At 67.1% G+C, this 20,834-nt stretch carries 19 protein-coding genes; 11 read left to right on the forward strand and 8 right to left on the reverse strand.

Annotation, left to right across the window (positions count from 1 at the left end):
* Nucleotide 1: 1 nt before the first annotated feature.
* The 3 genes from VE25_RS19800 to VE25_RS19810 all read right to left on the reverse strand — a co-directional run bounded on the left by VE25_RS19800 (nucleotide 2) and on the right by VE25_RS19810 (nucleotide 3,368).
* Nucleotides 2-919, reverse strand: coding sequence for a dihydrodipicolinate synthase family protein (locus VE25_RS19800; protein ID WP_244466990.1), 918 nt, complete (start codon nucleotides 917-919; stop codon nucleotides 2-4).
* Nucleotides 920-970: 51 nt separating this feature from the next.
* On the reverse strand, nucleotides 971-1,687 hold the full coding sequence (locus VE25_RS19805) for a GntR family transcriptional regulator (protein ID WP_046110393.1): 717 nt from the start codon (nucleotides 1,685-1,687) through the stop codon (nucleotides 971-973).
* A gap of 394 nt (nucleotides 1,688-2,081) precedes the next feature.
* Nucleotides 2,082-3,368, reverse strand: a complete 1,287-nt coding sequence (locus tag VE25_RS19810) for an ABC transporter substrate-binding protein (RefSeq protein ID WP_046110394.1) — start codon at nucleotides 3,366-3,368, stop codon at nucleotides 2,082-2,084.
* A gap of 90 nt (nucleotides 3,369-3,458) precedes the next feature.
* Between VE25_RS19810 and araD the strand changes: the two genes are divergently transcribed.
* A complete protein-coding gene (araD, locus tag VE25_RS19815) occupies nucleotides 3,459-5,216 on the forward strand; it encodes an L-arabinonate dehydratase (protein WP_046110395.1) in 1,758 nt (585 codons plus the stop codon).
* 18 nt (nucleotides 5,217-5,234) lie between these two features.
* On the opposite strand, the gene VE25_RS19820 is transcribed toward araD, so the two are convergent.
* The gene (locus tag VE25_RS19820) at nucleotides 5,235-6,335 is read right to left on the reverse strand and encodes a glycosyltransferase (protein WP_046110396.1); all 1,101 of its coding nucleotides are present in this window, start codon (nucleotides 6,333-6,335) and stop codon (nucleotides 5,235-5,237) included.
* Between the two features lie 203 nt (nucleotides 6,336-6,538).
* Between VE25_RS19820 and VE25_RS19825 the strand changes: the two genes are divergently transcribed.
* From VE25_RS19825 to VE25_RS19865, 9 genes are all read left to right on the forward strand, one after another.
* Nucleotides 6,539-7,609 (forward strand): ABC transporter ATP-binding protein, encoded by a 1,071-nt coding sequence (locus VE25_RS19825; protein ID WP_046110397.1) that lies wholly within the window; start codon nucleotides 6,539-6,541, stop codon nucleotides 7,607-7,609.
* 40 nt (nucleotides 7,610-7,649) lie between these two features.
* The gene (locus VE25_RS19830; protein ID WP_046110398.1) at nucleotides 7,650-8,888 is read left to right on the forward strand and encodes an extracellular solute-binding protein; all 1,239 of its coding nucleotides are present in this window, start codon (nucleotides 7,650-7,652) and stop codon (nucleotides 8,886-8,888) included.
* Between the two features lie 100 nt (nucleotides 8,889-8,988).
* Complete coding sequence (locus VE25_RS19835) at nucleotides 8,989-9,909, forward strand: carbohydrate ABC transporter permease (RefSeq protein ID WP_046110399.1); 921 nt, start codon at nucleotides 8,989-8,991, stop codon at nucleotides 9,907-9,909.
* Nucleotides 9,906-10,769, forward strand: coding sequence for a carbohydrate ABC transporter permease (locus VE25_RS19840; protein WP_046110400.1), 864 nt, complete (start codon nucleotides 9,906-9,908; stop codon nucleotides 10,767-10,769). Before VE25_RS19835 ends, VE25_RS19840 begins: the two co-directional genes overlap by 4 nt.
* Entirely contained in the window at nucleotides 10,766-11,440 is a 675-nt protein-coding gene (locus tag VE25_RS19845) for an N-acetylmannosamine-6-phosphate 2-epimerase (protein WP_046110401.1), read from the forward strand. The genes VE25_RS19840 and VE25_RS19845 overlap by 4 nt, the downstream gene beginning before the upstream one ends.
* Nucleotides 11,437-12,336 carry an N-acetylglucosamine kinase gene (locus VE25_RS19850; RefSeq protein WP_052732105.1) on the forward strand — a complete coding sequence of 300 codons (900 nt, stop codon included), beginning with the start codon at nucleotides 11,437-11,439 and terminating at the stop codon, nucleotides 12,334-12,336. The genes VE25_RS19845 and VE25_RS19850 overlap by 4 nt, the downstream gene beginning before the upstream one ends.
* 15 nt (nucleotides 12,337-12,351) lie before the next feature.
* A complete protein-coding gene (locus VE25_RS19855; RefSeq protein WP_046110402.1) occupies nucleotides 12,352-13,230 on the forward strand; it encodes an N-acetylmuramic acid 6-phosphate etherase in 879 nt (292 codons plus the stop codon).
* A 179-nt stretch (nucleotides 13,231-13,409) separates the two neighbouring features.
* Entirely contained in the window at nucleotides 13,410-13,829 is a 420-nt protein-coding gene (locus tag VE25_RS19860; protein WP_046110403.1) for a GNAT family N-acetyltransferase, read from the forward strand.
* A 3-nt stretch (nucleotides 13,830-13,832) separates the two neighbouring features.
* Entirely contained in the window at nucleotides 13,833-14,792 is a 960-nt protein-coding gene (locus VE25_RS19865) for a DMT family transporter (RefSeq protein ID WP_046110404.1), read from the forward strand.
* Here the strand turns inward: VE25_RS19865 and VE25_RS19870 are convergent.
* The 4 genes from VE25_RS19870 to VE25_RS19885 all read right to left on the reverse strand — a co-directional run bounded on the left by VE25_RS19870 (nucleotide 14,731) and on the right by VE25_RS19885 (nucleotide 18,969).
* Entirely contained in the window at nucleotides 14,731-15,846 is a 1,116-nt protein-coding gene (locus VE25_RS19870) for an anhydro-N-acetylmuramic acid kinase (RefSeq protein WP_046110405.1), read from the reverse strand. The genes VE25_RS19865 and VE25_RS19870 overlap by 62 nt on opposite strands.
* A 208-nt stretch (nucleotides 15,847-16,054) precedes the next feature.
* Nucleotides 16,055-17,059 (reverse strand): serine hydrolase domain-containing protein, encoded by a 1,005-nt coding sequence (locus tag VE25_RS19875; protein WP_046110406.1) that lies wholly within the window; start codon nucleotides 17,057-17,059, stop codon nucleotides 16,055-16,057.
* Nucleotides 17,060-18,022: an ABC transporter ATP-binding protein gene (locus VE25_RS19880; RefSeq protein ID WP_046110407.1), complete on the reverse strand. Its 963-nt coding sequence runs from the start codon at nucleotides 18,020-18,022 to the stop codon at nucleotides 17,060-17,062.
* A complete protein-coding gene (locus VE25_RS19885) occupies nucleotides 18,019-18,969 on the reverse strand; it encodes an ABC transporter ATP-binding protein (RefSeq protein ID WP_046110408.1) in 951 nt (316 codons plus the stop codon). The genes VE25_RS19880 and VE25_RS19885 overlap by 4 nt, the downstream gene beginning before the upstream one ends.
* 202 nt (nucleotides 18,970-19,171) lie before the next feature.
* On the opposite strand from VE25_RS19885, the gene VE25_RS19890 reads away from it, so the two are divergent.
* On the forward strand, nucleotides 19,172-20,671 hold the full coding sequence (locus tag VE25_RS19890) for an ABC transporter substrate-binding protein (protein ID WP_052732106.1): 1,500 nt from the start codon (nucleotides 19,172-19,174) through the stop codon (nucleotides 20,669-20,671).
* Nucleotides 20,672-20,834: the final 163 nt, after the last annotated feature.

Genomic DNA, 20,834 nt, shown 5'->3' on the forward strand with positions numbered 1-20,834 from the left:
GTCAGACGGCTTCGGCGGCCACGGCTTCGACGATCCGGCGCAGGCTCGCGCGCTCGTTCTCGTCCAACGCCTCCATGCCCGGTCGCCGCACGGGGCCGACGTTCTCGCCGATAAGGCCGAGCGCTTCCTTGACCACCGTGACATTGGCGCCGTTGGCGTATCTGGTGCGCAGCGCCTCGAAACCGGCGATGCCGTCGATGAGGGCGCGGGCGCGGGCGAAGTCGTTCTCCTGGAGGGCCGCGTGGATGGCCAACGAGCGCTTGGGAAAGACGTTGACGAGGCCCGAGGTGAAGCCGCGCGCGCCCATGGCGTAGAATGCCGGCGCCCAGCCTTCCGCCAGCCCGCAGACCCAGACGGCCGGCAGGTCCCTGGTGGCGCGGATGGCTTCGGCCAGCTGCATGAGGTTGGGGGAGGCATACTTGATGCCCGCGATATTGGCGTGACCGGCCATGCGGCGGAAATCGTCGACCGAAAGCGCATCCGAGCGCACATAGGCGATGACCGGCACGCTCGAGCTGTCGGCCAGCTCGAGGAAATAGCGGGCCTGGGCGGCAGGCGCAGCGAAGGGGTCCATCGGGTGGTGGCCCATGATGGCATCGGCTCCCGCCGCTATGGCGTCGCGGGCGAGCGCCTTGGCCTCGACCAGAGAACGGCCGACCGCGGCACTGACGAGACTGCCGCCGGTCGTCGCCGCCTCGATGGTCACGCGATGCACCAGCCGGATCTCTTCGAGCGAGAGCGCAAAGAACTCGCCGGTATTGCCCGCCGCCATGAGGTTGTGGACACCGGCCTGCGACAGGCGCGCGATCAGCGCGTGCAGCGCCCCGGCGTCGACCGACCCGTCGGCGGCGTAGGGTGTCACGGGCACGCCCGAAATCCCGGTAAGGGCCTGGCGCAGCTTGGCGATGGCGTCCGACACGAGAGGATTCCTTTGCGGCTTCTGGCAGTTATCGCTTTGATATATCAGATTTCAGAACCTGTCGAGACCCGGCGTCGTCTCGCCTGCGTCGGGGAAAACCCGGGCGAGATAGATGTTGCCCGAACGCACAACGTGATCCCGCATGACCCGCTCGGCCGTCTCCGCGTCGCCCGCGATGATCGCCCGGCCGATCCGCGTGTGCTCGTCGAGCGCGTGGGCGCGCTCCTCGGGGTCGGCATGGATCACCCGGCGGGTGCTGGCGTCATAGAACTGCTGGCGCTCGATGAGGCGGCTGAGGTACTCGCAGCGTGAGGCGCGGTGGATGCAGTCGTGAAACGTCTCGTTGAGGGCGATGAGCTGATCGGCGTCGGCGCGTTCCGTGGCGTCGGCCATCGCCGTCATCGTGGTTTCGAGCTGGGCGATATCGGCCTCGCCGATGCGCCGCGCCGCCAGGTGGGCGATCATCGATTCGAGGGCGGCGCGGGCAAGGATCATCTCCTCGGCCCAGGCGCGCCCATAGAGCACGACGACGCCGCGGCGGGGCAACGTGCTCACCAGCCCCTCGGATTCCAGCTGGCGTAGCGCCTCCTTGAGCGGGGTGGTGCTGACGCCGAGGTCCTCGGCAAGCTGACGTTCGTTGAGCCGGCTCTGGGGCGGAAAGCGCCCGGAGACGATGGCCATGCGCAGCGCCTTATGCACATGGTCGCGCAGGGTCGTGGTCAGCCGGGGGTCGATTTTCTCCAGGCGGACTTCGGCTTGGTTCTGCATGACGCCTCCTTCAATCGTCCCCAGTATATCAGCAGTGGACATTCATGCGATGGTCTGCCCGTTCTTGTCGAAGACGGCGACCCTCGCCGGATCGACATGGACCGGAATCGTCGCGCCGATGTCGATGCCGCGCTGCCCCTCGAGGACGATGGTCGGGGGCTGTCTGTCGGCGGTGGTCGCATAGACGATCGACGAGCCAGGGCAGCAGGAAGCCGTAGCCGGAGAGAACGCGGCTGCGCAGCATCGGCGAATGCCACCAGAAAATGCGCCGCCGCGCCGACACGCCGTCCATTCGCCCGCTATGAGCGGTGATCTCAGCCATTGGTCGTCCTTGCAAGAAAACAGGCCCGTCCGGACGGCAAGCCGCCGGACGGGCCCGGGAGCGAGGGAGGAGTTACCCGCGCCCGATGGCCTCGGTCATGCCGGCCACGAGATCGGCGGCGGCCCGCTCGACGGACTTCATCTCGAAAGCCACTTCCTCGGCGATGGATCCGAGCACGGTCGTCGCTTCGCCCGCGCCCTGCGGAGGAGCGGGCGGCAGCGGGCCGATCAGCGCCGAGATGCTGTCGAGATAGGCGAGCGCGGCCTGCGAAGGTTCGTCGAGCGAGGGCGAGATCGCGGCGCGTGTCGCCGGAGATTCCGGCGCGCCGCGCTCGACGCCAAGGATGTTCATCGCTTCCTCGTTGTTGAGGAAGAAATCGAGGAACCGTCCGGCAAGCTCCGGATTTCCGGTACGCGCGCTGACGCTGAAGTACATGGATGGTTTGAGGTACTGGCCCGGCTGACCGCCCTCGATCACCGGAATGCCGGTCATGGCGAGACTGTCCTGGTTGGCCTTCTGGTAGCTGACGAGCTGGTTCGACTGAGCAATGCCCACGGCCGCCTTGCCGACGGTCACGACGCTGGTGTCGACATTGCCCTGGGAGAGAGCCTGCACGTCGGCGGGCACGCACGCGCCGGACTCGCGCATCTGCGACCACAGGGCGAACCAGGCCTGCGCATCCTCGACGTCGAAGCCGAGCTGGCCGTCGCCGGCATACATGGCCTTGCCGCGCTGGCGCAGATAGGTCTCGAAGGAGGTCTCGTGCCCGCTCGCGTCCTGAGTGCCGAAGAAGCCGGGGCGCGTGGTCTTTTGCGAGAGCTCTTGGCAGATATCGGCGAACTGCTCCCAAGTGGTTCCGATGGTCGGCGGCTCGAGCCCTGCTTCTTTGAAGGCGGTGAGGTTGAGGATGACGGCGCCGGTGTTGGCCCCGAGGCTGATGCCGTAGACCTTGCCGTCGACGCGGCCGACCTCGATGCGGTCTTCCGGCCAATCCGACAGGTTGATCGTCGAGCCGATCAGCTCATCGAGCGGCAGCAGCACACCGCGGCCGGCGTATTCGAAGATGTAGCGGTAGTCCATCTGGATGACGTCAGGCGGATTGCCGCCGGCCGTCTGGGTGGCGAGCCACGTCCAATAGTCGCCGCCGCCGGGCAGCGACTGGCCGTCTATGGTGACGCCGGCATTGGCCGCGGTGAACAGGTCGATCACCTGGTTGGTGCGCTCGCTGCGCTCGGCATTTCCCCACCAGCTGAGGCGCAGACGCTCTTGCTGGGCGAATGTGCTACGTGCTCCCATGGCCGTGGCGAGCGAAAGCGCGGAGCCGGCAGCAAGAAACTGCCGCCTGGATAAAGTGGGCATCGAAATCCTCCCTTTTCGAAATTTGAAATCTGAAATATCAAATCTGAACCTTTCGTCAAGGCGAGGCGGACAAGGAATGGGAGGACTGGAATGACGGTTCACGTGGCCAAGCTCGAGCAGCGCAAGCAACCGGGCGAGTTGCGCAGCGCGCGCTGGTTCGCGCCGGACGACCTGCGCGGGTTCGGCCATCGGTCGCGCCTCCTGCAGATGGGCTACAGCCCCTCCGACTGGGTCGACAAACCCGTCATCGCCATCCTCAACACCTGGTCGGACACCAACCCCTGCCACGGCCACTTCAAGACCCGGGTGGCGGACGTGAAGCGCGGCGTGCTGCAGGCCGGCGGTTTCCCCATCGAGCTGCCGGCGCTTTCGGTGTCGGAAACCTTCCTCAAGCCGACGTCCATGCTCTACCGCAACATGCTGGCCATGGATGCCGAGGAGATGATCCGCGCCCATCCGGTCGACGGGGTCATCCTGATGGGCGGTTGCGATAAGTCGACGCCCGCACTGCTCATGGGCGCGACCAGCGCGGGCCTCCCCGCCATCTTCGTGCCCGCCGGCCCGATGCTGCGCGGCAACTGGCAGGGCAAGGAACTGGGCTCGGGCTCGGATGCCTGGAAGTATTGGGACGAGCGGCGCGCCGGCAACATCAGCGTGGCGGACTGGAGCGAGATGGAAGGCGGGATCGCGCGCAGCGCCGGCCACTGCATGACGCTCGGCACCGCCAGCACCATGACCGCCATCGCCGAATCCATCGGCATGAGCCTTTCGGGCTCGTCGTCCATTCCCGCCACGGATTCGGCCCATATCCGCATGTGCGCCGAGGCCGGCCGGCGCATCGTCGGGATGGTGTGGGAAGACCTGGTGCCCTCGCGCATCCAGACGCGCAAGGCCTTCGAGAACGCGGTGACCGTCGCCATGGCCATGGGATGCTCGACCAACGCCATCATCCACCTCATCGCCCAGGCGCGCCGGGCGGGCGCCGACATCTCGCTCGACGACTTCGACGCGGCCAGCCGCAGGACGCCGGTGCTGGCCAACATCCGCCCCTCGGGCGAGCGCTACCTGATGGAGGACTTCTACTTCGCCGGCGGCCTGCGCGGGCTGATGTCCCGGCTCGTCGACCAGCTGCATCTCGATTGCCTGACCGTCGACGGGGCGACCCTCGGGCAGGTCATCACCGGGGCCAGGGTCTACAACGACGACGTCATCCGCCCGCGCGACAATCCAGTCTATGCCGAAGGGGCGCTGGCGGTGCTGCGCGGCAATCTCGCCCCCGACGGCTGCGTCATCAAGCCGAGCGCCTGCGATAAGCGGTTCCTGCGCCACACAGGCCCCGCCCTCGTCTTCGACAGCTATCCCGAGATGAAGGCCGTCATCGATCGTGACGATCTCGACGTGACGCCCGACCATGTGCTCATCCTGCGCAATGCCGGTCCGCTCGGCGGTCCGGGCATGCCCGAATGGGGCATGCTGCCGATTCCGCGCAAGCTCGTGCGCCAGGGCGTGCGCGACATGATGCGCATTTCGGACGCGCGCATGAGCGGCACGAGCTACGGGGCATGCATCCTGCACGTGGCGCCGGAATCCTATATCGGCGGCCCGCTGGCGCTGGTTCGCACCGGAGATCTCATTTGCGTCGACGTCGCCGCCCGCTCCATCCGCCTCGAGATATCGGACGAGGAGATGGCGGCGCGCCGGCAGGCCTGGCAGCCCCCTGCCCGGCACTACGAACGCGGCTATGGGTGGATCTATTCCCGCCACGTCCAGCAGGCCAACGAAGGCTGCGACTTCGATTTCCTGCGCGCCCAGTTCGGCGCAAATCCGCCCGAGCCGGCGATATTCTAGGTGGCGGACGGGGCAGAGCTAACGCGCCGCCAGCAGCCGTTGGTATTCCTCGATATAGAGGTCGGCCATCCGCTCGTCGGTGAACAGCTCCTCGAACCGGCGCCGGGCGTTGCGCCCGAACGGGGCCGCCAGCCGCGAGCCGCTGAGCTCGCCCATGGCGTGCGCGAGCGCGAGCGGGTCCTCCGGCGGCACGACGAGGCCGGTTTCATCGTGCTTGTTGACGTAGGTCGTCCCGGTGCCGATCTCGCAGGTGATCATCGGCAGGCCAGCGCGCGCCGCTTCGGCGAGCACGACGCCGAACGCCTCCGAGCGCAGGTGGGATGGCAGCACGAACGCCCCGGCGAGGCCGAGGACAGCCTCCTTGTCCTCATCGTCGACCTCGCCGAGCGCGGTGACGTTGGGCGGTATGTCGCCACTACCGGCGAGGTCCTTCGCCTCCACCCCGGCGAGAACCACGCTGACGTCCGGCGCGAGCCGCGCGGCCTCGATGAGGAAGGGGAGACCCTTGTAGTAGCGCGGGGCCCCGATGAAGAGGAAGAAGCCGGTGCCGAGCCGCTGTCGCCAGCGCGCGACCGTTTCGGCGGAAGGCTGGGGCGCGGCCTTTTCGATGCCGATGGGAATGACGCTCGTCTTGTCCGCGAAGTCCTTCAGCACCGGGCTAGTCGCGAGGTAGTTGGGCGAGGTCGCGACGATCCGACCGACATCGCCGAGAAAACGCCGCATCAGCGGACGATAGAGCTTCAAGAGCGTCTGCTGCTTGACCACGTCCGAATGATAGGTGACGAGGCTGGCACTTCCCTTGTCGGCAAAGAAGCTGGCAGCGTCCATCATCGGCCACGGAAAGTGGTAGTGGACGATGTCGACGTCGCGCGAGAGTTCGCGCAGCTTCCAGACGAATTCGGCCGAGATGTCCGTCGAGGCGACGGCGATGTTTCGCTTGGCCTGATAGACCAGATGGCTGGCGACGCGGAAGGGTTTGGCCTGCGGATTCGGGGAGACGGCGAGGACGAAGGGTTCGACACCCTTCCTGGCCGTCGCTTCGGCGATGCTCCAGATCACCCGCTCGATGCCTTTGAAATTGTCGGGCAGATATGTCTTGAAGACGTGCAGAACTTTCAAACGCGGCTCCCGGCTGGCGACAAGCGGACCCGGTCGTCCGGGCAGCCCCCTATAGCATCGGCGCCGCCGCTTGGCCTCCCCAAAAGGGCAGCCATGGACAGGCGGCGTTTCCCTGTCGGCTTTTCCCTTTACACGCGGGACCACTCCGGTTATTGGTCTCTTATTGGTATTAAAGTGGTCTTGTTCAAGCTGGAGGGGAACGGTTGGCCCGGCTTTCGTTGCGCGGCATCAAGAAGCGATTCAAGACAACGGACGTGCTGCACGGCATCGATCTGGAGATCGGTGACCGGGAGTTCGTCGTGTTCGTGGGACCTTCCGGATGCGGGAAATCCACGCTCCTGCGTCTGATCGCCGGCCTCGATCCCATCACCGAAGGCACGTTTACGCTCAACGGCAAGTCGATGAACGACGTGCCGCCTTCGCGGCGCGGCATCGCCATGGTGTTCCAGTCGTATGCGCTCTACCCGCACATGGACGTCTACGAGAACATGGCGTTCGGCGCGCGGCTGATGGGTCTGACGAAGGCCGAGATCGAAGCGCGGATCGACGAGGCGGCGCGCATGCTCCGACTCGAGCCCTACCTCAAGAGGAAGCCGCGCGAGCTGTCCGGCGGGCAGCGCCAGCGCGTCGCCATCGCTCGGGCGCTGGTGAGGAAGCCCGAGGTTTTCCTGCTCGACGAGCCGCTCTCCAACCTCGACGCGGCGCTGCGCTCGGACGTGCGCCTCGAGATCGCGCGTCTTCACCGCCAGATCGGCGGCACGATGATCTACGTCACCCACGACCAGGTCGAAGCGATGACGCTTGCCGACAAGATCGTGGTGATGAACCAGGGGCGGATCGAGCAGGTCGGCAGCCCCCGCGAGCTCTACGAGACGCCGGCCAACACGTTCGTTGCTACCTTCATCGGCTCGCCGAGGATGGCGCTGATCGACGTGACGCGCGAAGGCGCACGCGTGGGTGTCGCGGGCGGCGGCAGCCAGACGCTCGATCGGATGCCGGCCGATGCCAACGGCGCCTTCAAGATCGGGGTGCGCCCGGACGGGCTGGCGCTCGCGCGCGGCAATGGCGGGGACGGCTTTGCCGCAAGCGTGGTCTATACCGAATATCTGGGCGACAACGCCTTCGTCTACGCACGCCTTGCCGACGGCACGCAGGTCGGCATCCGTACGGCGCCCGGCGAATTCTACGAGCCGGACGAGGCGGTGACGGTCACCATCGCGCCCTCGGCGGCGCATTTCTTTTCGGCGGCTGACGGGCGGCGGCTCGCCGCCTAGAGGACCGGAAGATTTCCAACCACAAGGGAGAACAGGGGAAATGAGCAAGACTATCATCCGCATGGGGGCAGCGCTCGGCGCCGTGCTCATCACGATGCCGGCGCTGAGCCAGGAGCTGACCTTCTGGAGCTGGCGTCAGGAAGACCGCGCCCAGTACGAAGAGTTCATCGGCGCCTTCGAGGCAGCCAATCCGGGCATCACCGTCAACCTCGAGACGTTCGAGGCGGCCAACTACAACACGATCCTGTCGACGGCGCTCGCCGGCGGCACGGGTCCGGACCTGATGATGGTGCGCGCCTATGGCGGCCTCGAGAACGTCGCCTCGGCCGGGTACCTGATGCCGCTCGATACGCAGAAGGTGCCGGCTCTCGCCGATTTCGCGCCGACCGCGCTTGCGGCCGAGACCATGCGCTCGGACGAGACCATCTACGCCGTGCCCTTCGCCAGCCAGACCCAGCTCGTCATCTACAACAAGACCGTCTTCGACGACCTCGGCCTCGAGGAGCCGCAGACCTGGGACGAGCTCGTCGCCCTTTCCCAGGCCATCCAGGAAGCGGGCATCATGCCCTTCGCCAACGGCACGGCGACCGCCTGGCAGAACGAGACGATCGTCGGCGGTTTGACCTCCTCGATCATCGGCAAGGACTTCTACGAGGCTCTGAAGGCCGGCGAAGCCGACTTCTCCGATCCGCGCTATGTGGAAGCCCTGACCAAGCTCAAGGAAATCAGCGCGTTCTTCCCGGAAGGCTTCATCGGCCTCGACTATCCGTCAGCCCAGCAGCTCTTCGGCTCGGGGCTGGCGGCCATGTTCGTCGGCGGCTCCTATGAGCTCGCAACCTTCAAGACGATGAACCCCGAGATCGAGATGGGCGTCTTCGCCGCTCCGGGCCTCGCCGCCGAGGATGAGAAGCTCGTCGCGCTCTACTACGATGGCGGGTACGCGGCTAACGCCAACACCCAGCATCCGGAAGCGGCGCTGGCGTTCCTCAACTACGTGGCGAGCCTCGAGTTCGGCCAGGCCTTCGCCAACACGCTCAACAATGTCTCGACAGTGCCGGGCGTCACGTTCGACGACCCGCTGCTGCAGGAGATCTCGGAGCTCAATGCCTCCTCGATCCCCTACATGATGCTCGTCGATTTCCGCTATGGCGAGCCCTCGGGCTCGGTGCTGCTGCAGGGCGAGGTGCAGAAGCTCATGGCCGGCCAGACGACGCCGGAAGCCGCCGGCGCCGCCGTCACCGAAGGCCTCAAGGCCTGGTACGAGCCGTTCCAGGACTGAGTCGAACCGTGACAAGATGCGCACCGGCGGACAAACCGCCGGTGCGCCCCTCTTTTAGACGCATCCGTTTGTTTGTTTATCGAGCGCCAGAAGCCAGCCCATGCCCCAATTGCGACTGACCGGACGAGGCCTCTGGATCACGGTGCTGATCGCACCGCCCCTGGCGTTCGTCGCGCTCTTCATCGTCTATCCGATCGTCGCCGCCTTCGCCTATGCCTTCTACGACTGGCAGGGCCTGATGCGCGGCGATTTCGTCGGGCTCGCCAATTTCCACCAGGTGCTGTTCGTAGAGCCCTATGCGAGCTGGACGCGCAACGCCTTCACCCACAACATCATCGTCTTCTTTGCGCTGATGGTGCTGCAGAATGGCGTCGGCTTCATCCTCGCCTATGCGCTCTGGCGCGAGCTGCCCGGCGCGCGCTTCCACCGCGTTGCCGTCTTCCTGCCGGTCGTGCTCTCGACCATTATCGTCGGCTATCTCTGGAAGCTCTTCCTCCATCCGCTGTTCGGCGTCGTCAACCAGAGCCTCAAGGCCGTCGGCCTGCCGTTCCTCGCCCAGCCGTGGCTAGGCCAGGACACCACCGCGCTATGGGCGCTGATCTTTGCCAATGCCTGGCACATGGTCGGGTTTCCGACGCTCGTCTTCCTTGCCGGGATGCAGCGCATTCCGGGCGAGATCCTCGATGCGGTGCGCATGGAGACCGAGAGCGAATGGGTCAAGATCACCAAGATCGTCTGGCCGCTCGTCGCGCCGAGCGCCACCGTCGTCTTCGTCCTCTTGTTCGTGGGCGCCTTTAACTGGTTCGAGCTGCCCTACATCATGGCCGGGCTCGACGGCTCGCCCTATGGCTCGACGGACGTCCTCGGGCTCTACTTCTACCGCACCGCCTTCGGCAACGTCTCGGCCGGCCAGCAGAATTTCGGCCTCGGCAGCGCGCTTGCCGTCCTCATCTTCGTCTTCATCGCCGCCGTCGCCAGCGTGATTACCGTGCGGCTGCGCGCCAGGGAGATCCAGATATGACGGCCGCCGCAGAAACCTATTACGAGAAGCGCGGGCTGATCGGCACGCTCGGGCGCGACGGCCTCCTGCAGATCATCCTCGTCGCCAACACCTTCATCATGCTGGCCCCCATCGTCATCATGGTGTTCTCGGCGTTCAAAACGAACATGGAGATCTTCCAGTCTCCGTTCAGCCTGCCGGATTTCACCAATGTCGCCAATTTCGTGAAGATCTGGACGCAGACGAATTTCCTGCGGTACCTCGCCAACTCCTTCATCGTCACCGGCGCCTCGATGGTCTGCATCCTGACGCTGGGGACCATGGCCGCCTATGCGATCGCGCGCTACCAGTTCTTCGGGGCGAGCTTCATCCTGATGTTTTTCCTCGCTGGCCTAACGCTGCCTTTAAAACTCGCCATCATCCCGCTCTTCATGCTGATGCGCGACCTCGGCATCCTCAACAACCAGCTCTCGCTGATCGCGGTCTACACCGCCATGGGCCTGCCGACAACGGTCTTCATCATGACCGGCTTCATCCGCACGCTCCCGAGCGAGCTGGAGGACGCGGCGCGCATGGATGGCGCCAGCGAAGCGCGCATCATGTGGTCGATCATGCTGCCCCTGGTGCGTCCGGCCATGGTGATCGCCGGCATCCAGAACGTCGTGCCGATCTGGAACGATTTCTTCTTCCCGCTGGTTTTCATCCAGAACGACAGCCTCAAGACCCTGCCGCAGGGCCTGACCACCTTCATGGGCGAATACACCACCGACTGGGGTGTGCTGTTCTCCGGACTCACCCTTTCGGCCGCGCCCATCATCCTCATCTACATCATGCTGTCGCGCCAGTTCATCAACGGCATGACTTCGGGAGCGGTCAAATGAGTCTGAAGCTCGAAAGGGGATCCCTCATCGTCTCCTGCCAGGCACGGTCCGACAATCCGCTGCACGGCCCCCTCTTCATGGGCGCCATGGCGCTTGCCGCCCGCGACGGCGGAGCCAAGGCCATCCGCGCCAACGGGCCGGACGACGTCAAGGCGGTCAAGGCCGCGGGCCTACCGGTCATCGGCATCCACAAGGTCTTCTCCGAAGACGTGCCGGTCTACATCACTCCGACGTTCGCCGCGGCCGAAACGCTGGCGCAGGCCGGCGCCGACATCATCGCCCTCGACTGCACGCCGCGCCCGCGCAACGGCGACGATCCAGCCGAGCTCGTCAGGCGCATCCGAGAGGAGCTGGGGCTCGAGGTCTTTGCCGACATCTCGACGCTCGAAGAAGGCCTCGCCGCCGAACAGATGGGCGCGACCTACATCTCGACGACACTCTCCGGCTATACGCAATACACCGAGCCCAAGCCCGAGGCGCCGGACCTCGCCCTCGTCGAGGCGCTCTCCAAACGCATCTCGGCGCCGATCGTCGCCGAGGGGCGCTACAACACGCCCGAGCTCGCCCGCGCCGCGCTCAACGCGGGCGCCCATGCGGTGGTCGTCGGCACCATGATCACCAATCCACGCGAGATCACCCGCGCCTTCGTCCGCAAGGTCGCCGGCCCGTGAGTTCCGGACGGTTCCTCGGCATCGACATCGGCGGCACGGCATCGCGCTGGGTTGTCGCTGACGGTGGGGGCGCCGTCGTTACGCGTGGCGCGGCGGCCGGCGCGACGGGGCACCTCTTCAATCCAGCCGAGCGTGAAAAATTCGCCGGCGTCATCGCGACCATCGCCGCAGAGGCGCAGCCGCACCTACCGGTTGCCGGCGCCTTCCTCGGCGTCACCGGACTCGGCGAGCGCGCCTATGACGACGCCAGGGCCATTGCCGGCGCGGCCATCGGCCTCACACCCGACCGGGTCGGGGCCAGCGACGACATGGAGCTCGCCTTCCGCGCCACCTTCGCGCCGGGAGCGGGGCACCTCATTTCGGCGGGTACCGGCTCCGTGGGCCTGCACGTTGCCGCCGATGGCGAACTGGTGCGGGTCGGTGGCCGCGGCATCCTTATCGACGACGGCGGCTCGGGCACATGGATCGCGCTCACCGCCCTCGACAAGATCTACCGGCTGATCGACGAGACCGGCAGCACGGATGGCGCGCGGCTGCTCGCCGATGCGCTGTTCGCCGCCATGGGCGGAGACGACTGGAGCGCCACGCGCGCCTACATCTACGGCAGCGATCGCGGCCGCATCGGCGCACTGGCGCAGGTCGTCGCCGGCGCTGCCGACAAGGGCGACCCGCTGGCGCTCGCCATCCTCGAAGACGCCGCTCGCGAGCTCGCCCGCCTCGGTCACGCCCTCGTCAATCGCGCCGGAAACAAACCCATCGGCTATGTCGGCGGCGTGATCGGCCTCCATCGCGTCATCAAGCCGGGGTTGATTGCGGCGCTGGCCGGATGCGAAGTCGTCTTCCCCACGATCGACGCCGCCCACCATGCCGCGCGCATGGCCCGCCTTCTCACCTGAAAGCCTGGAACACCCATGACCACCACAGAAACCGCCTCCGCCCGCTTTGCCGGCATCGACGACTGGACGAGCGCCGAACTCGTCGCCGGCATCCTCGAGGGCCAGTTCGCCGCCATCGGCGCGGTGCAGGCGGCCAGCGAGCCGATCGCGCGCGCCATCGACGCAGCGGCCGAACGGCTCGCCGCCGGCGGCCGGCTCATTTATCTCGGTGCCGGCACCTCAGGGCGCATCGCGACCCAAGACGCTGCCGAGTTGCCGCCGACCTACAACTGGCCCTATGAGCGCGCGATCACGCTGATGGCAGGCGGCGAGACCGCGCTCAACAAGGCGGCCGAAGGCGCCGAGGACAGCGAGGACGAGGCCGTGCGCCGGCTCGAGGCGGCCCATGTCGGCCCCAACGACGTCGTCATCGGCCTCGCCGCCAGCGGGCGCACGCCTTATGTTATCGCCGGCCTCAGCTTCGCGCGTGGGCGCGGGGCGCTGACCCTCGGCATCTTCAACAATCGCGGCGGCAAAGTGGGCGAGGTCTGTGAGATCCCGATCCTCTTAGAAACCGGCGCGGAATTCGTCGCCGGCTCCACCCGCATGAAGGCCGGCACGGCGCAGAAAGCGGCACTCAACTGCATCTCGACCGGGGCAATGATCAAGCTCGGCTTCGTCTATCGGGGCCTCATGGTCGAGATGCGCCCGACCAACGTCAAGCTCAACGAGCGCGCGGCGCTGATGGTGGCGGATTTGACCGGGGCCGATATCGAAACGGCCCGCAAGACCCTCGCCGAAGCCGACGGCGTCATCAAGCTTGCAACCGTCATGCTGACGAAGTCGCTTTCGCGCGAGGCGGCGCAGGCCGTGCTCGACGCGGCGAGTGGGAACCTGCGCAAGGCGCTTGCCTGATATGAGCCTTTGGGCGGGGAAAGGCCCCCTCACCCCGCCCTTCGGCGACCTCTCCCCCGAAGGGAGAGGTGTGGGGCATGGGCAACGTCCCGGCGACACCTCTCCCTCGGGAGAGGGCGACGGGGAAGTCGGGCGGGTGAGGGGGCCTTCTTGACGAACCACGGGACCCTGAGCCAGCCATGACCCTTACCCTCGATCTCACCGCCGATCCGGACCCGGACGAGCTCGCGCTTCTCGGCGGCAACCTCACAGCGTTCAACGCCGGCGAGGTCGGACCGGCGGGGCGGCAGCCGCTCGCCATTTTCGTGCGCGGGGGCGAGGGCAAGGTCGAGGGCGGGCTTTCCGGCTATACCGCCTGGGGCTGGCTTTACGTCCAGTGGCTGTGGATCGCCGAGGCCCATCGCGGGCAGGGCCTTTCCGGGCGGCTCCTCGCCATGGCCGAAGCCGAGGCGCGCGACCGTGGTTGCCACGGCGCCTATATCGACACCTTCAACCCCAGCGCCCTCGCCGCCTACAGCAAAGCGGGCTATAGCATTTTCGGCGAGCTGCCGGATTTCCCGCGCGGCCGCACCCGCTACTTCCTCAGCAAGGCCCTTTAGTCCATGACCCGCTCCGACGCCCTCCACGGCATCCTGCTTGCTGCCGCGGGCGTCGCAACGCTCTGCGCCATGGATGCGGTGGCCAAGGGGCTCGGCGCGCATATCACCACCTTCCAGGTCACCTTCGTGCGCTATCTCGGCGCGTGCCTGTGGCTCGCCCTCTACATCGCCCTGACGCGCAGCACGTGGCCCAGGCGTGAAAATGCCGGCCGGCATGCGCTCCGCGGCGGGCTGATGGTCGTCACCGCCTGCTTCTTCTTTTATGGCGTCACCAATCTGCCGCTCGCCGTCGCCGGAGCGCTGGGCATGACCGCGCCGATCTACGTCTCGCTGCTCGGCGTCGTCTTCCTCAGGGAGCCTGTCACTCCGGCGCTTCTCGGCGCCATTGGCCTGGGTATCGCCGGCTCCCTCGTCATCGTCCTCGGGGGCGGCCCCATCGAAACCGGCGGCTCGTCGAGCCTGCTGGCCTGGGGCGCGGGAATCCTGGCGCCGCTGACCTACGCGGCAGCACTTGTCCTCATGAAGCATCACGTGACCGACGAGCCCGCTGCCTCGATGACCTTGGCGCAATCGGGCATCGCGGCGCTCATCGCGCTGCCGCTGGCGGCGCCGGGCTTTACGGTTCCAGCCATGGAGATCTGGTGGCAGATCGTGCTGATCGGCTTCCTCGGCGCCGTCGGCTTCATCTTCATCCTCAGCGGATTGCGGCGCCTGCCCGCGTCTGTATTCGCGGTGGTCGACTACACCGCGCTGCTCTGGGCGGCGTTCTACGGCTATGTGTTCTTTGCCGAAGTGCCCGAGCCCGCGCTCTGGATCGGCGGCGCCGCCATCATTTCCGCCTGCGCGCTCGGCATGCATGCGGCGCGCAGGCAGACACAGTCGGTGGCTCCCGAGCCCACGACTATCCCGCCAGACGTCCGCCCGTCATCGGCTTCGGAACGCCCGTCGTCGTCGGGAAGCTGATCGGCAGACCGCGCAGCACACGCACGGCCAGGAGCGCGAAGCACTCGGCCTCGATCGCATCGCCCCGCCAGCCGACGGCTTCTGCCGGCACCGCTTCGACGCGGGCACGTTCGGGCAGCGCCGCCATGATCGCCGGGTTTCTCCGCCCCCCGCCGCAGACGATCAGCCGGTCCGGCCGGCGCGACAACAGGTCCAGCCCCTTGCCGACGGCCGAGGTGGTGAAGGCCGTGAGCAGCGCCGCGCCATCCGCGGCGCCGAGCCCGTCGGCCATCTGCGCAGTGAAATCGAAGCGATCGAGGGATTTGGGGTAAGGCGCGGAGAGATAGGGATGCTCCAGCAGCCGGGCGAGCCGCGCCTCGTCCACCGTGCCGGCGAGCGCAAGCCTGCCGTCGCGGTCCATGTCGCCGAGGCCCTGCGCCTCGACGAAATCGTTGATTGGCGCGTTGGCGGGGCCGGTGTCGAAGGCGACGAGCGCGCCCTGCCCATCCGTCCAGGTGATGTTGGCGACACCGCCGAGATTAAGCACCGCCGTCTCGCCCTGCGCCCCGAGCCCGGCGAGCAGCGCCTTGTGGTAGATGGCCGAGAGCGGCGCGCCCTGCCCGCCGGCAGCAACATCAGCCGAGCGGAAATCGTAGGCTACGCGGGTGCCGAGCATCTGCGCCATCAGCTCGCCATCGCCGAGCTGGCGGGTCGCCCCGATCCGTTCGCGCGTCGGCGCGCGGTGCAAGACGCTCTGCCCGTGGAAGCCGACGACGCCGATATCGGCCATCTCCATACCCTGCGCCTCGACGAAGGCCTTGACCGCTTCCGACTGCGCCCGCGTCAGCGCCTCCTCGGCCCCGGCGAAGATCGCCGGCTCCGGCCCCTCGAAGTTCCACCTGCGGGCGGCATCGAGCGTCTCGACCAGGAGCTCTCGCAGCTCCCCGCCATAGGGCGCCAGCGTATAGGCGCCGAACTCGGCAACGGTCTCGCCATCGGTGCGCAACAGCGCGATGTCGATGTTGCCGTCGAGCACGGTGCCGGTCATCAGGCCGATGGCCCAGATCGGGGTCATGAGGTTTGTCCTGTCCGAAGCATGAACATTTCGCGTGTGGAGAAACCCCTCACCCGCCGCTGCGCGGCCTCTCCCCGGAGGGGCGAGGCGAAGGGCTCCGCGCCCGCCGATGCTCCGGTTCCTTCACCGGCAGCCCCCGCGCCGTCCCCTCGCCCCTCCGGGGAGAGGGTCAGGGTGAGGGGTAAACCGGCATCGGCAATCAACGCATTCATCGCGCCGTATTGATCCCGTCCGCCACCGCCCGGCGCAACTCGAAGATGCCGCTGTCGAAATGACGGGTGGGGTGGACGCGGTTGGTCAGCAGCGTCCAGGCATAGCCGCGCTCGAAGTCGATCCAGAGGCCCGTGCCGGTGAAGCCGGTATGGCCGATGGTGGCGGGGCTCGCATGGTCGCCGCCCGACCAGCCTTCATAGGGGTGTTCCCAGCCATGGGTGCGGCGGGAGGACAGTGGCGTCCTCATCAGCGCAATCGACTTGCCCGAAGCGCCGGTGCCCTCGAGCAGGCCCTGCGCGAAGTCGAGCACGGCCTTGGCCGTGCCGAACAACCCTGCATGGCCGGAGCCTTCGAGCGCCGCGCAGTTCTCGTCATGCACCTCGCCGCAGAGCACGCGCTCGCGCCAGGTGCACGCCTCGGTCGCGGCGGCCTTGTCCGGCTCGGCCGACCAGGCAAAGCCCGGCCCCGGATCCATCTGCCGTACGCTCTTCTTCTCCAGCCGCTCCAGCGCCAGCCCTAAGAGGATATAGTTGATGTCCGAGTAAACCGGCGGACCGGCGCGCCACTCGCGCTGCAGCACGAAGGCGCGCAGCAATTTCGGGTCGCGCCCGTAGGTATAGATCGGCTCCACTCCCGGGAACGGCGTCTGGTGGCCGAGGCATTGGCGGAAGGTCACCTTCCGCTCCCAGGCGTTGAGGTCGTATTGGCGCAGGTCCGGCAGCAGGCTCGGCAGCGGCGCGTCGAGATCGATGACGCCGCTGTCGGCGAGCGCAAGAATGCGCGGGGTGGTGAAGATCACCTTGGTGAGCGAGGCAAGATCGAACCAGGTATCCTCGTGCATCTTCCGGCGGTGCGGGAGGGTCTGCGCCGCCCCCATGGCCCGTAGAACGCGACCGCCATTGGTGTCGACGATGCCGAGCACGCCGCCCGGAATGCGCCCGGCCTCGATCGCGGCGGCAAGCGGGGAGAAGGCGGCTTCGAGCTTGGCATCCAACGTCATCTATGCGGCCTCGTAGAGATGGCAGGCGACTTCGCTCCGGCTTGCCGGATCGTCGGTTTTCGGCCGGGCAAGCTGCGGGCGCACGCGGTGGCAGACGTCCGTGACGTGCGGGCAGCGCGTGTGGAAGGCGCAGCCCGCGGGCGGATTGGCCGGGTCCGGCAATTCGCCCTCGAGCACGATGCGTTCAGCGCGCGCAACGCCCGGACGCGGAATGGCCGAAAGCAATGCCTGCGTATAGGGGTGCCTGGGCGCCGTCATGATCTCCTCGGCCGGCCCGATCTCGACGATACGCCCGAGATACATCACCGCGATGCGGTCGCTGACGTGCCGGATGACCGATAGGTCATGGCTGATGAACATGATGGAGAGGTTGAGCCGCTTCTGCAGGTCCGCGATCAGGTTGATGATCTGGCTCTGGATCGAGACGTCAAGCGCCGAGACCGCCTCGTCGGCAACGAGGAGCTTGGGCTCGAGCGCCAGGGCTCGCGCGATGGCGATGCGCTGGCGCTGCCCGCCGGAGAATTCGTGGGGATAGCGGCTCGCTGCGTCTTCGGGCAGGCCGACGAGCTTCAAGAGCTCCGCCACCCGCGCCTTGCGCTCGCCACGCGTGCCGACGCGGTGCACCTCGAGCGGCTCGCCGATGATGCCACCGACAGTATGGCGGGGATTGAGCGAGCCGAACGGGTCCTGGAAGATGACCTGCAGGTCGCGCCGCACCGGCTTCATCTGGTGGCGGGTGAGCCTGGTGAGGTCGCGCCCCTCGAAGACGATCTCGCCGCCGCTCGGCTCGATGAGGCGCAAGAGCGAACGGCCGAGGGTCGACTTGCCGCAGCCCGATTCCCCAACGACCCCGAGAACCTCGCCCGGCGCGATCGAGAGCGAGACATCCGAGACCGCGTGCACCACGGCGCCATTGGCGCCGGGATAGGTCTTGGAGAGGTGGCGCAGTTCCAGAAGGCTCATGCAGCGGGATTCCAGCAGCGGATGCGGTGCGGCGGCTCGGTCAGCCCCGGCAGGATGGTGGCGCAGGGCTCGACCATGGCGTGGCAGCGCGGATGGAAGGCGCAGCCGGCCGGCCGCCTTCCCGGTGGCGGCACGGTGCCGGGAATGGCCGGCAGCTCGACCCCGGGCGGGTTGGAGGCGGGGATCGTGCGCAGCAGCGCCTCGGTATAGCGGTGGCGCGGATGGGCAAAGAGCTCGGCACTCGGCGCTTCCTCGACCACCCGTCCGCCATACATCACCGCCACTCGGTCGCAATATTGGGAGACGACGCCGAGGTCATGGGTGATCAGCAGCACCGCCATGCCGGTCTCGCGCCGCAGATTGTCGATCAGCTCGAGGATCTGCGCCTGCACCGTGACGTCGAGGGCCGTCGTCGGCTCGTCGGCGATGAGGAGCTTGGGATCGCACGCCAAGGCCATCGCGATCATCACCCGCTGGCGCTGCCCGCCCGAGAGCTGGTGCGGATAGCGGCCCATCGCCGTCTCCGGCGCCGGGATGCCGACGCGGGTGAGGAGATCGACGGCCCGCGCCTCTGCCGCCTGCCGGCCGACGTTCCTGTGGAGCAATACAACCTCGGCGATCTGGTTGCCGATGGTGAACACGGGGTTCAGCGAGGTCATCGGCTCCTGGAAGATCATGGCGATGCGGTCGCCGCGCAGCTCTTCCAGCTCCCGTTCTTCGAGCGAGAGGATGTCCTCGCCCTCGAAGCGGATCGCGCCCTTGACGATGCGCATGGGCGGCTCGGCGAGGAGCCGCATGATGGCGAGCGCCGTCACCGACTTGCCGCACCCGGACTCCCCGACCAACCCCAGCATCTCGCCGGGGCGGATGGAGAGCGACACGCCCTCGATGACCGGACGGTTGCCGACCGCGATCTCGAGTTCCTCGATGGTGAGCAAGTCGGACAAGAGCGCTCCCGAAGGTGAGGTGGCAAGGGCGCAACGCGGGGGCGTCGCTGGCGAGGGCCCGGCACGGGCTTGCACGCAAATTCATAATACCATAGCGTGACCAGTGTCCAGACTGGTCTTAAACTGGACCTATCGAGTTTCGCGCTGCCGCGCCCCGCCTGACCCCGGCCGGTTGGTGGCGCCAACATCAACTGGAGGGAAGATGACGCTCAAGACATTCGCGGCCACGCTCGCCGCGACCACCATGCTCGCCGGTGCCGCGACCGCGGCGACGCTCGACATCGCCATCGACTCGGCGCCCGCCGGGCTCGATCCGCACCTCATCACCGCCTTCAACTCGGTGGTGATCGTGCAGGACAACATCTACGAAGGGCTGACCGGCGTCGACAAGGACCTCGCCATCGTGCCGCGTCTCGCCGAGTTCTGGGAGGTGTCCGAGGACGGGCTGACCTACACCTTCAAGCTGCGCGAAGGCGTCACCTTCCATGACGGCTCGGCCATGGACGCCGAGGACGTCGCCGCCTCCATCCGCCGTGTGCAGTCTGAGGCCATCGCCTCGCCGCTCGCCAGCCGCGTGACGCCGATCACTAATATCGAGGTCACCGACCCGACGACCGTCGTCTTCACCCTCGATGCGCCCTTCGCGCCGATCCTCTCCTCGCTCGCGAGCATCGCGATCGTTCCGGCCGAATTTGAGACGGAAGCCGAGGCGCTGCAGCAGGCGCCGGTCGGCACCGGACCCTTCAAGTTCGCGCAGTGGCAGCCCAACGGCTTCATCAGCCTCGACAAGAACGCCGAGTACTATGTCGAGGGGAAGCCCGCGCTCGACGAGGTGGTGTTCAACTTCGTGCCGGAGGCGGCGACCCGCCAGGTCGGCATCACCAGCGGCGAATACGGCCTGCTGCCCGGCATCGATCCGGCCACCGCGCTGCAGCTGCAGGGTCAGCCGGGCGTCACCGTCCAAGAGACGCGCGACATCGCCTATACGCTCCTCGGGATGAATGTTTCGCGCGAGCCGTTCGACGACCCGCGTGTGCGCACCGCCATCAACATGCTGCTCAATCGCCAGGAGATCATCGACGGGGCGCTGTTCGGCATGGGCGTGCCGGCGGGGCCGCTTTCGCCCGCCCTCGTCAACTGGGCGCTCGATCCCGCCGAATACGCCTGCTACACGACCGATGTCGAAGGCGCCAAGGCGCTCCTCGCCGAGGCCGGGGTCGAAACGCCGCTTGCCATCACCATGAACGTGCTCCCGCGCCAGGACACCCGCGACATCGCCCAGGTCGTCCAGCAGCAGCTGGCCGCCGGCGGCATCGAGGTCCAGCTCATCAACCAGGAGATCGGCCAGTTCGTGCAGGACTGGCGCAACTCCAACTTCGATCTCTTCATCTCGGCCAATGGCGGCAGCCCCGATCCGGACGAGTATTTCTACCGCACCTTCTATGGCGGCGGCTCGACCAACGTCTTCAAGTACGAGGACGAGGAGATCGACGCCTGGCTCGACGAAGGCCGCACCACTACGGACTCCGCGGCGCGCAAGGAGATTTACGACAACGTGCAGCGTAAGCTCGCCTGCGAAGGCCCGGCGGCGCACATCGCTTACGGCTCGCTCAACACCGCCGTCAACGAAGGCGTCATCGGCTTCGAGATCTACCCCAACGGGCGCCTGACGAGCCTCGTCAACGTCACCGTCGCCGAATAGGCGGCGGGAATGGCCGTGGTGTCTCCGCCGATTGCTCCCCTCCCCCTTGAGGGGAGGGGTCGGGGGTGGGGGTCCATCAGCGATCCACTGAACCACCCCCACCCTCATTCCCTCCCCTCAAGGGAGAGGGAGGCCGATCGTGCCTGTGGCGCCACCACAGCAA

It is taken from the genome of Devosia geojensis (assembly GCF_000969415.1).
GTDB lineage: Bacteria > Pseudomonadota > Alphaproteobacteria > Rhizobiales > Devosiaceae > Devosia > Devosia geojensis.

Excerpts from the sequence above, each read along its gene's own strand:
- araD (WP_046110395.1), top strand. The coding sequence starts at position 3,459 with ATGACGGTTCACGTGGCCAAGCTCGAGCAGCGCAAGCAACCGGGCGAG.
- VE25_RS19880 (WP_046110407.1), bottom strand. The coding sequence starts at position 18,022 with ATGAGCCTTCTGGAACTGCGCCACCTCTCCAAGACCTATCCCGGCGCC.
- VE25_RS19805 (WP_046110393.1), bottom strand. The coding sequence starts at position 1,687 with ATGCAGAACCAAGCCGAAGTCCGCCTGGAGAAAATCGACCCCCGGCTG.
- VE25_RS19840 (WP_046110400.1), top strand. The coding sequence starts at position 9,906 with ATGACGGCCGCCGCAGAAACCTATTACGAGAAGCGCGGGCTGATCGGC.
- VE25_RS19855 (WP_046110402.1), top strand. The coding sequence starts at position 12,352 with ATGACCACCACAGAAACCGCCTCCGCCCGCTTTGCCGGCATCGACGAC.
- VE25_RS19845 (WP_046110401.1), top strand. The coding sequence starts at position 10,766 with ATGAGTCTGAAGCTCGAAAGGGGATCCCTCATCGTCTCCTGCCAGGCA.
- VE25_RS19875 (WP_046110406.1), bottom strand. The coding sequence starts at position 17,059 with ATGACGTTGGATGCCAAGCTCGAAGCCGCCTTCTCCCCGCTTGCCGCC.
- VE25_RS19865 (WP_046110404.1), top strand. The coding sequence starts at position 13,833 with ATGACCCGCTCCGACGCCCTCCACGGCATCCTGCTTGCTGCCGCGGGC.
- VE25_RS19835 (WP_046110399.1), top strand. The coding sequence starts at position 8,989 with ATGCCCCAATTGCGACTGACCGGACGAGGCCTCTGGATCACGGTGCTG.
- VE25_RS19860 (WP_046110403.1), top strand. The coding sequence starts at position 13,410 with ATGACCCTTACCCTCGATCTCACCGCCGATCCGGACCCGGACGAGCTC.
- VE25_RS19870 (WP_046110405.1), bottom strand. The coding sequence starts at position 15,846 with ATGACCCCGATCTGGGCCATCGGCCTGATGACCGGCACCGTGCTCGAC.
- VE25_RS19830 (WP_046110398.1), top strand. The coding sequence starts at position 7,650 with ATGAGCAAGACTATCATCCGCATGGGGGCAGCGCTCGGCGCCGTGCTC.
- VE25_RS19890 (WP_052732106.1), top strand. The coding sequence starts at position 19,172 with ATGACGCTCAAGACATTCGCGGCCACGCTCGCCGCGACCACCATGCTC.
- VE25_RS19810 (WP_046110394.1), bottom strand. The coding sequence starts at position 3,368 with ATGCCCACTTTATCCAGGCGGCAGTTTCTTGCTGCCGGCTCCGCGCTT.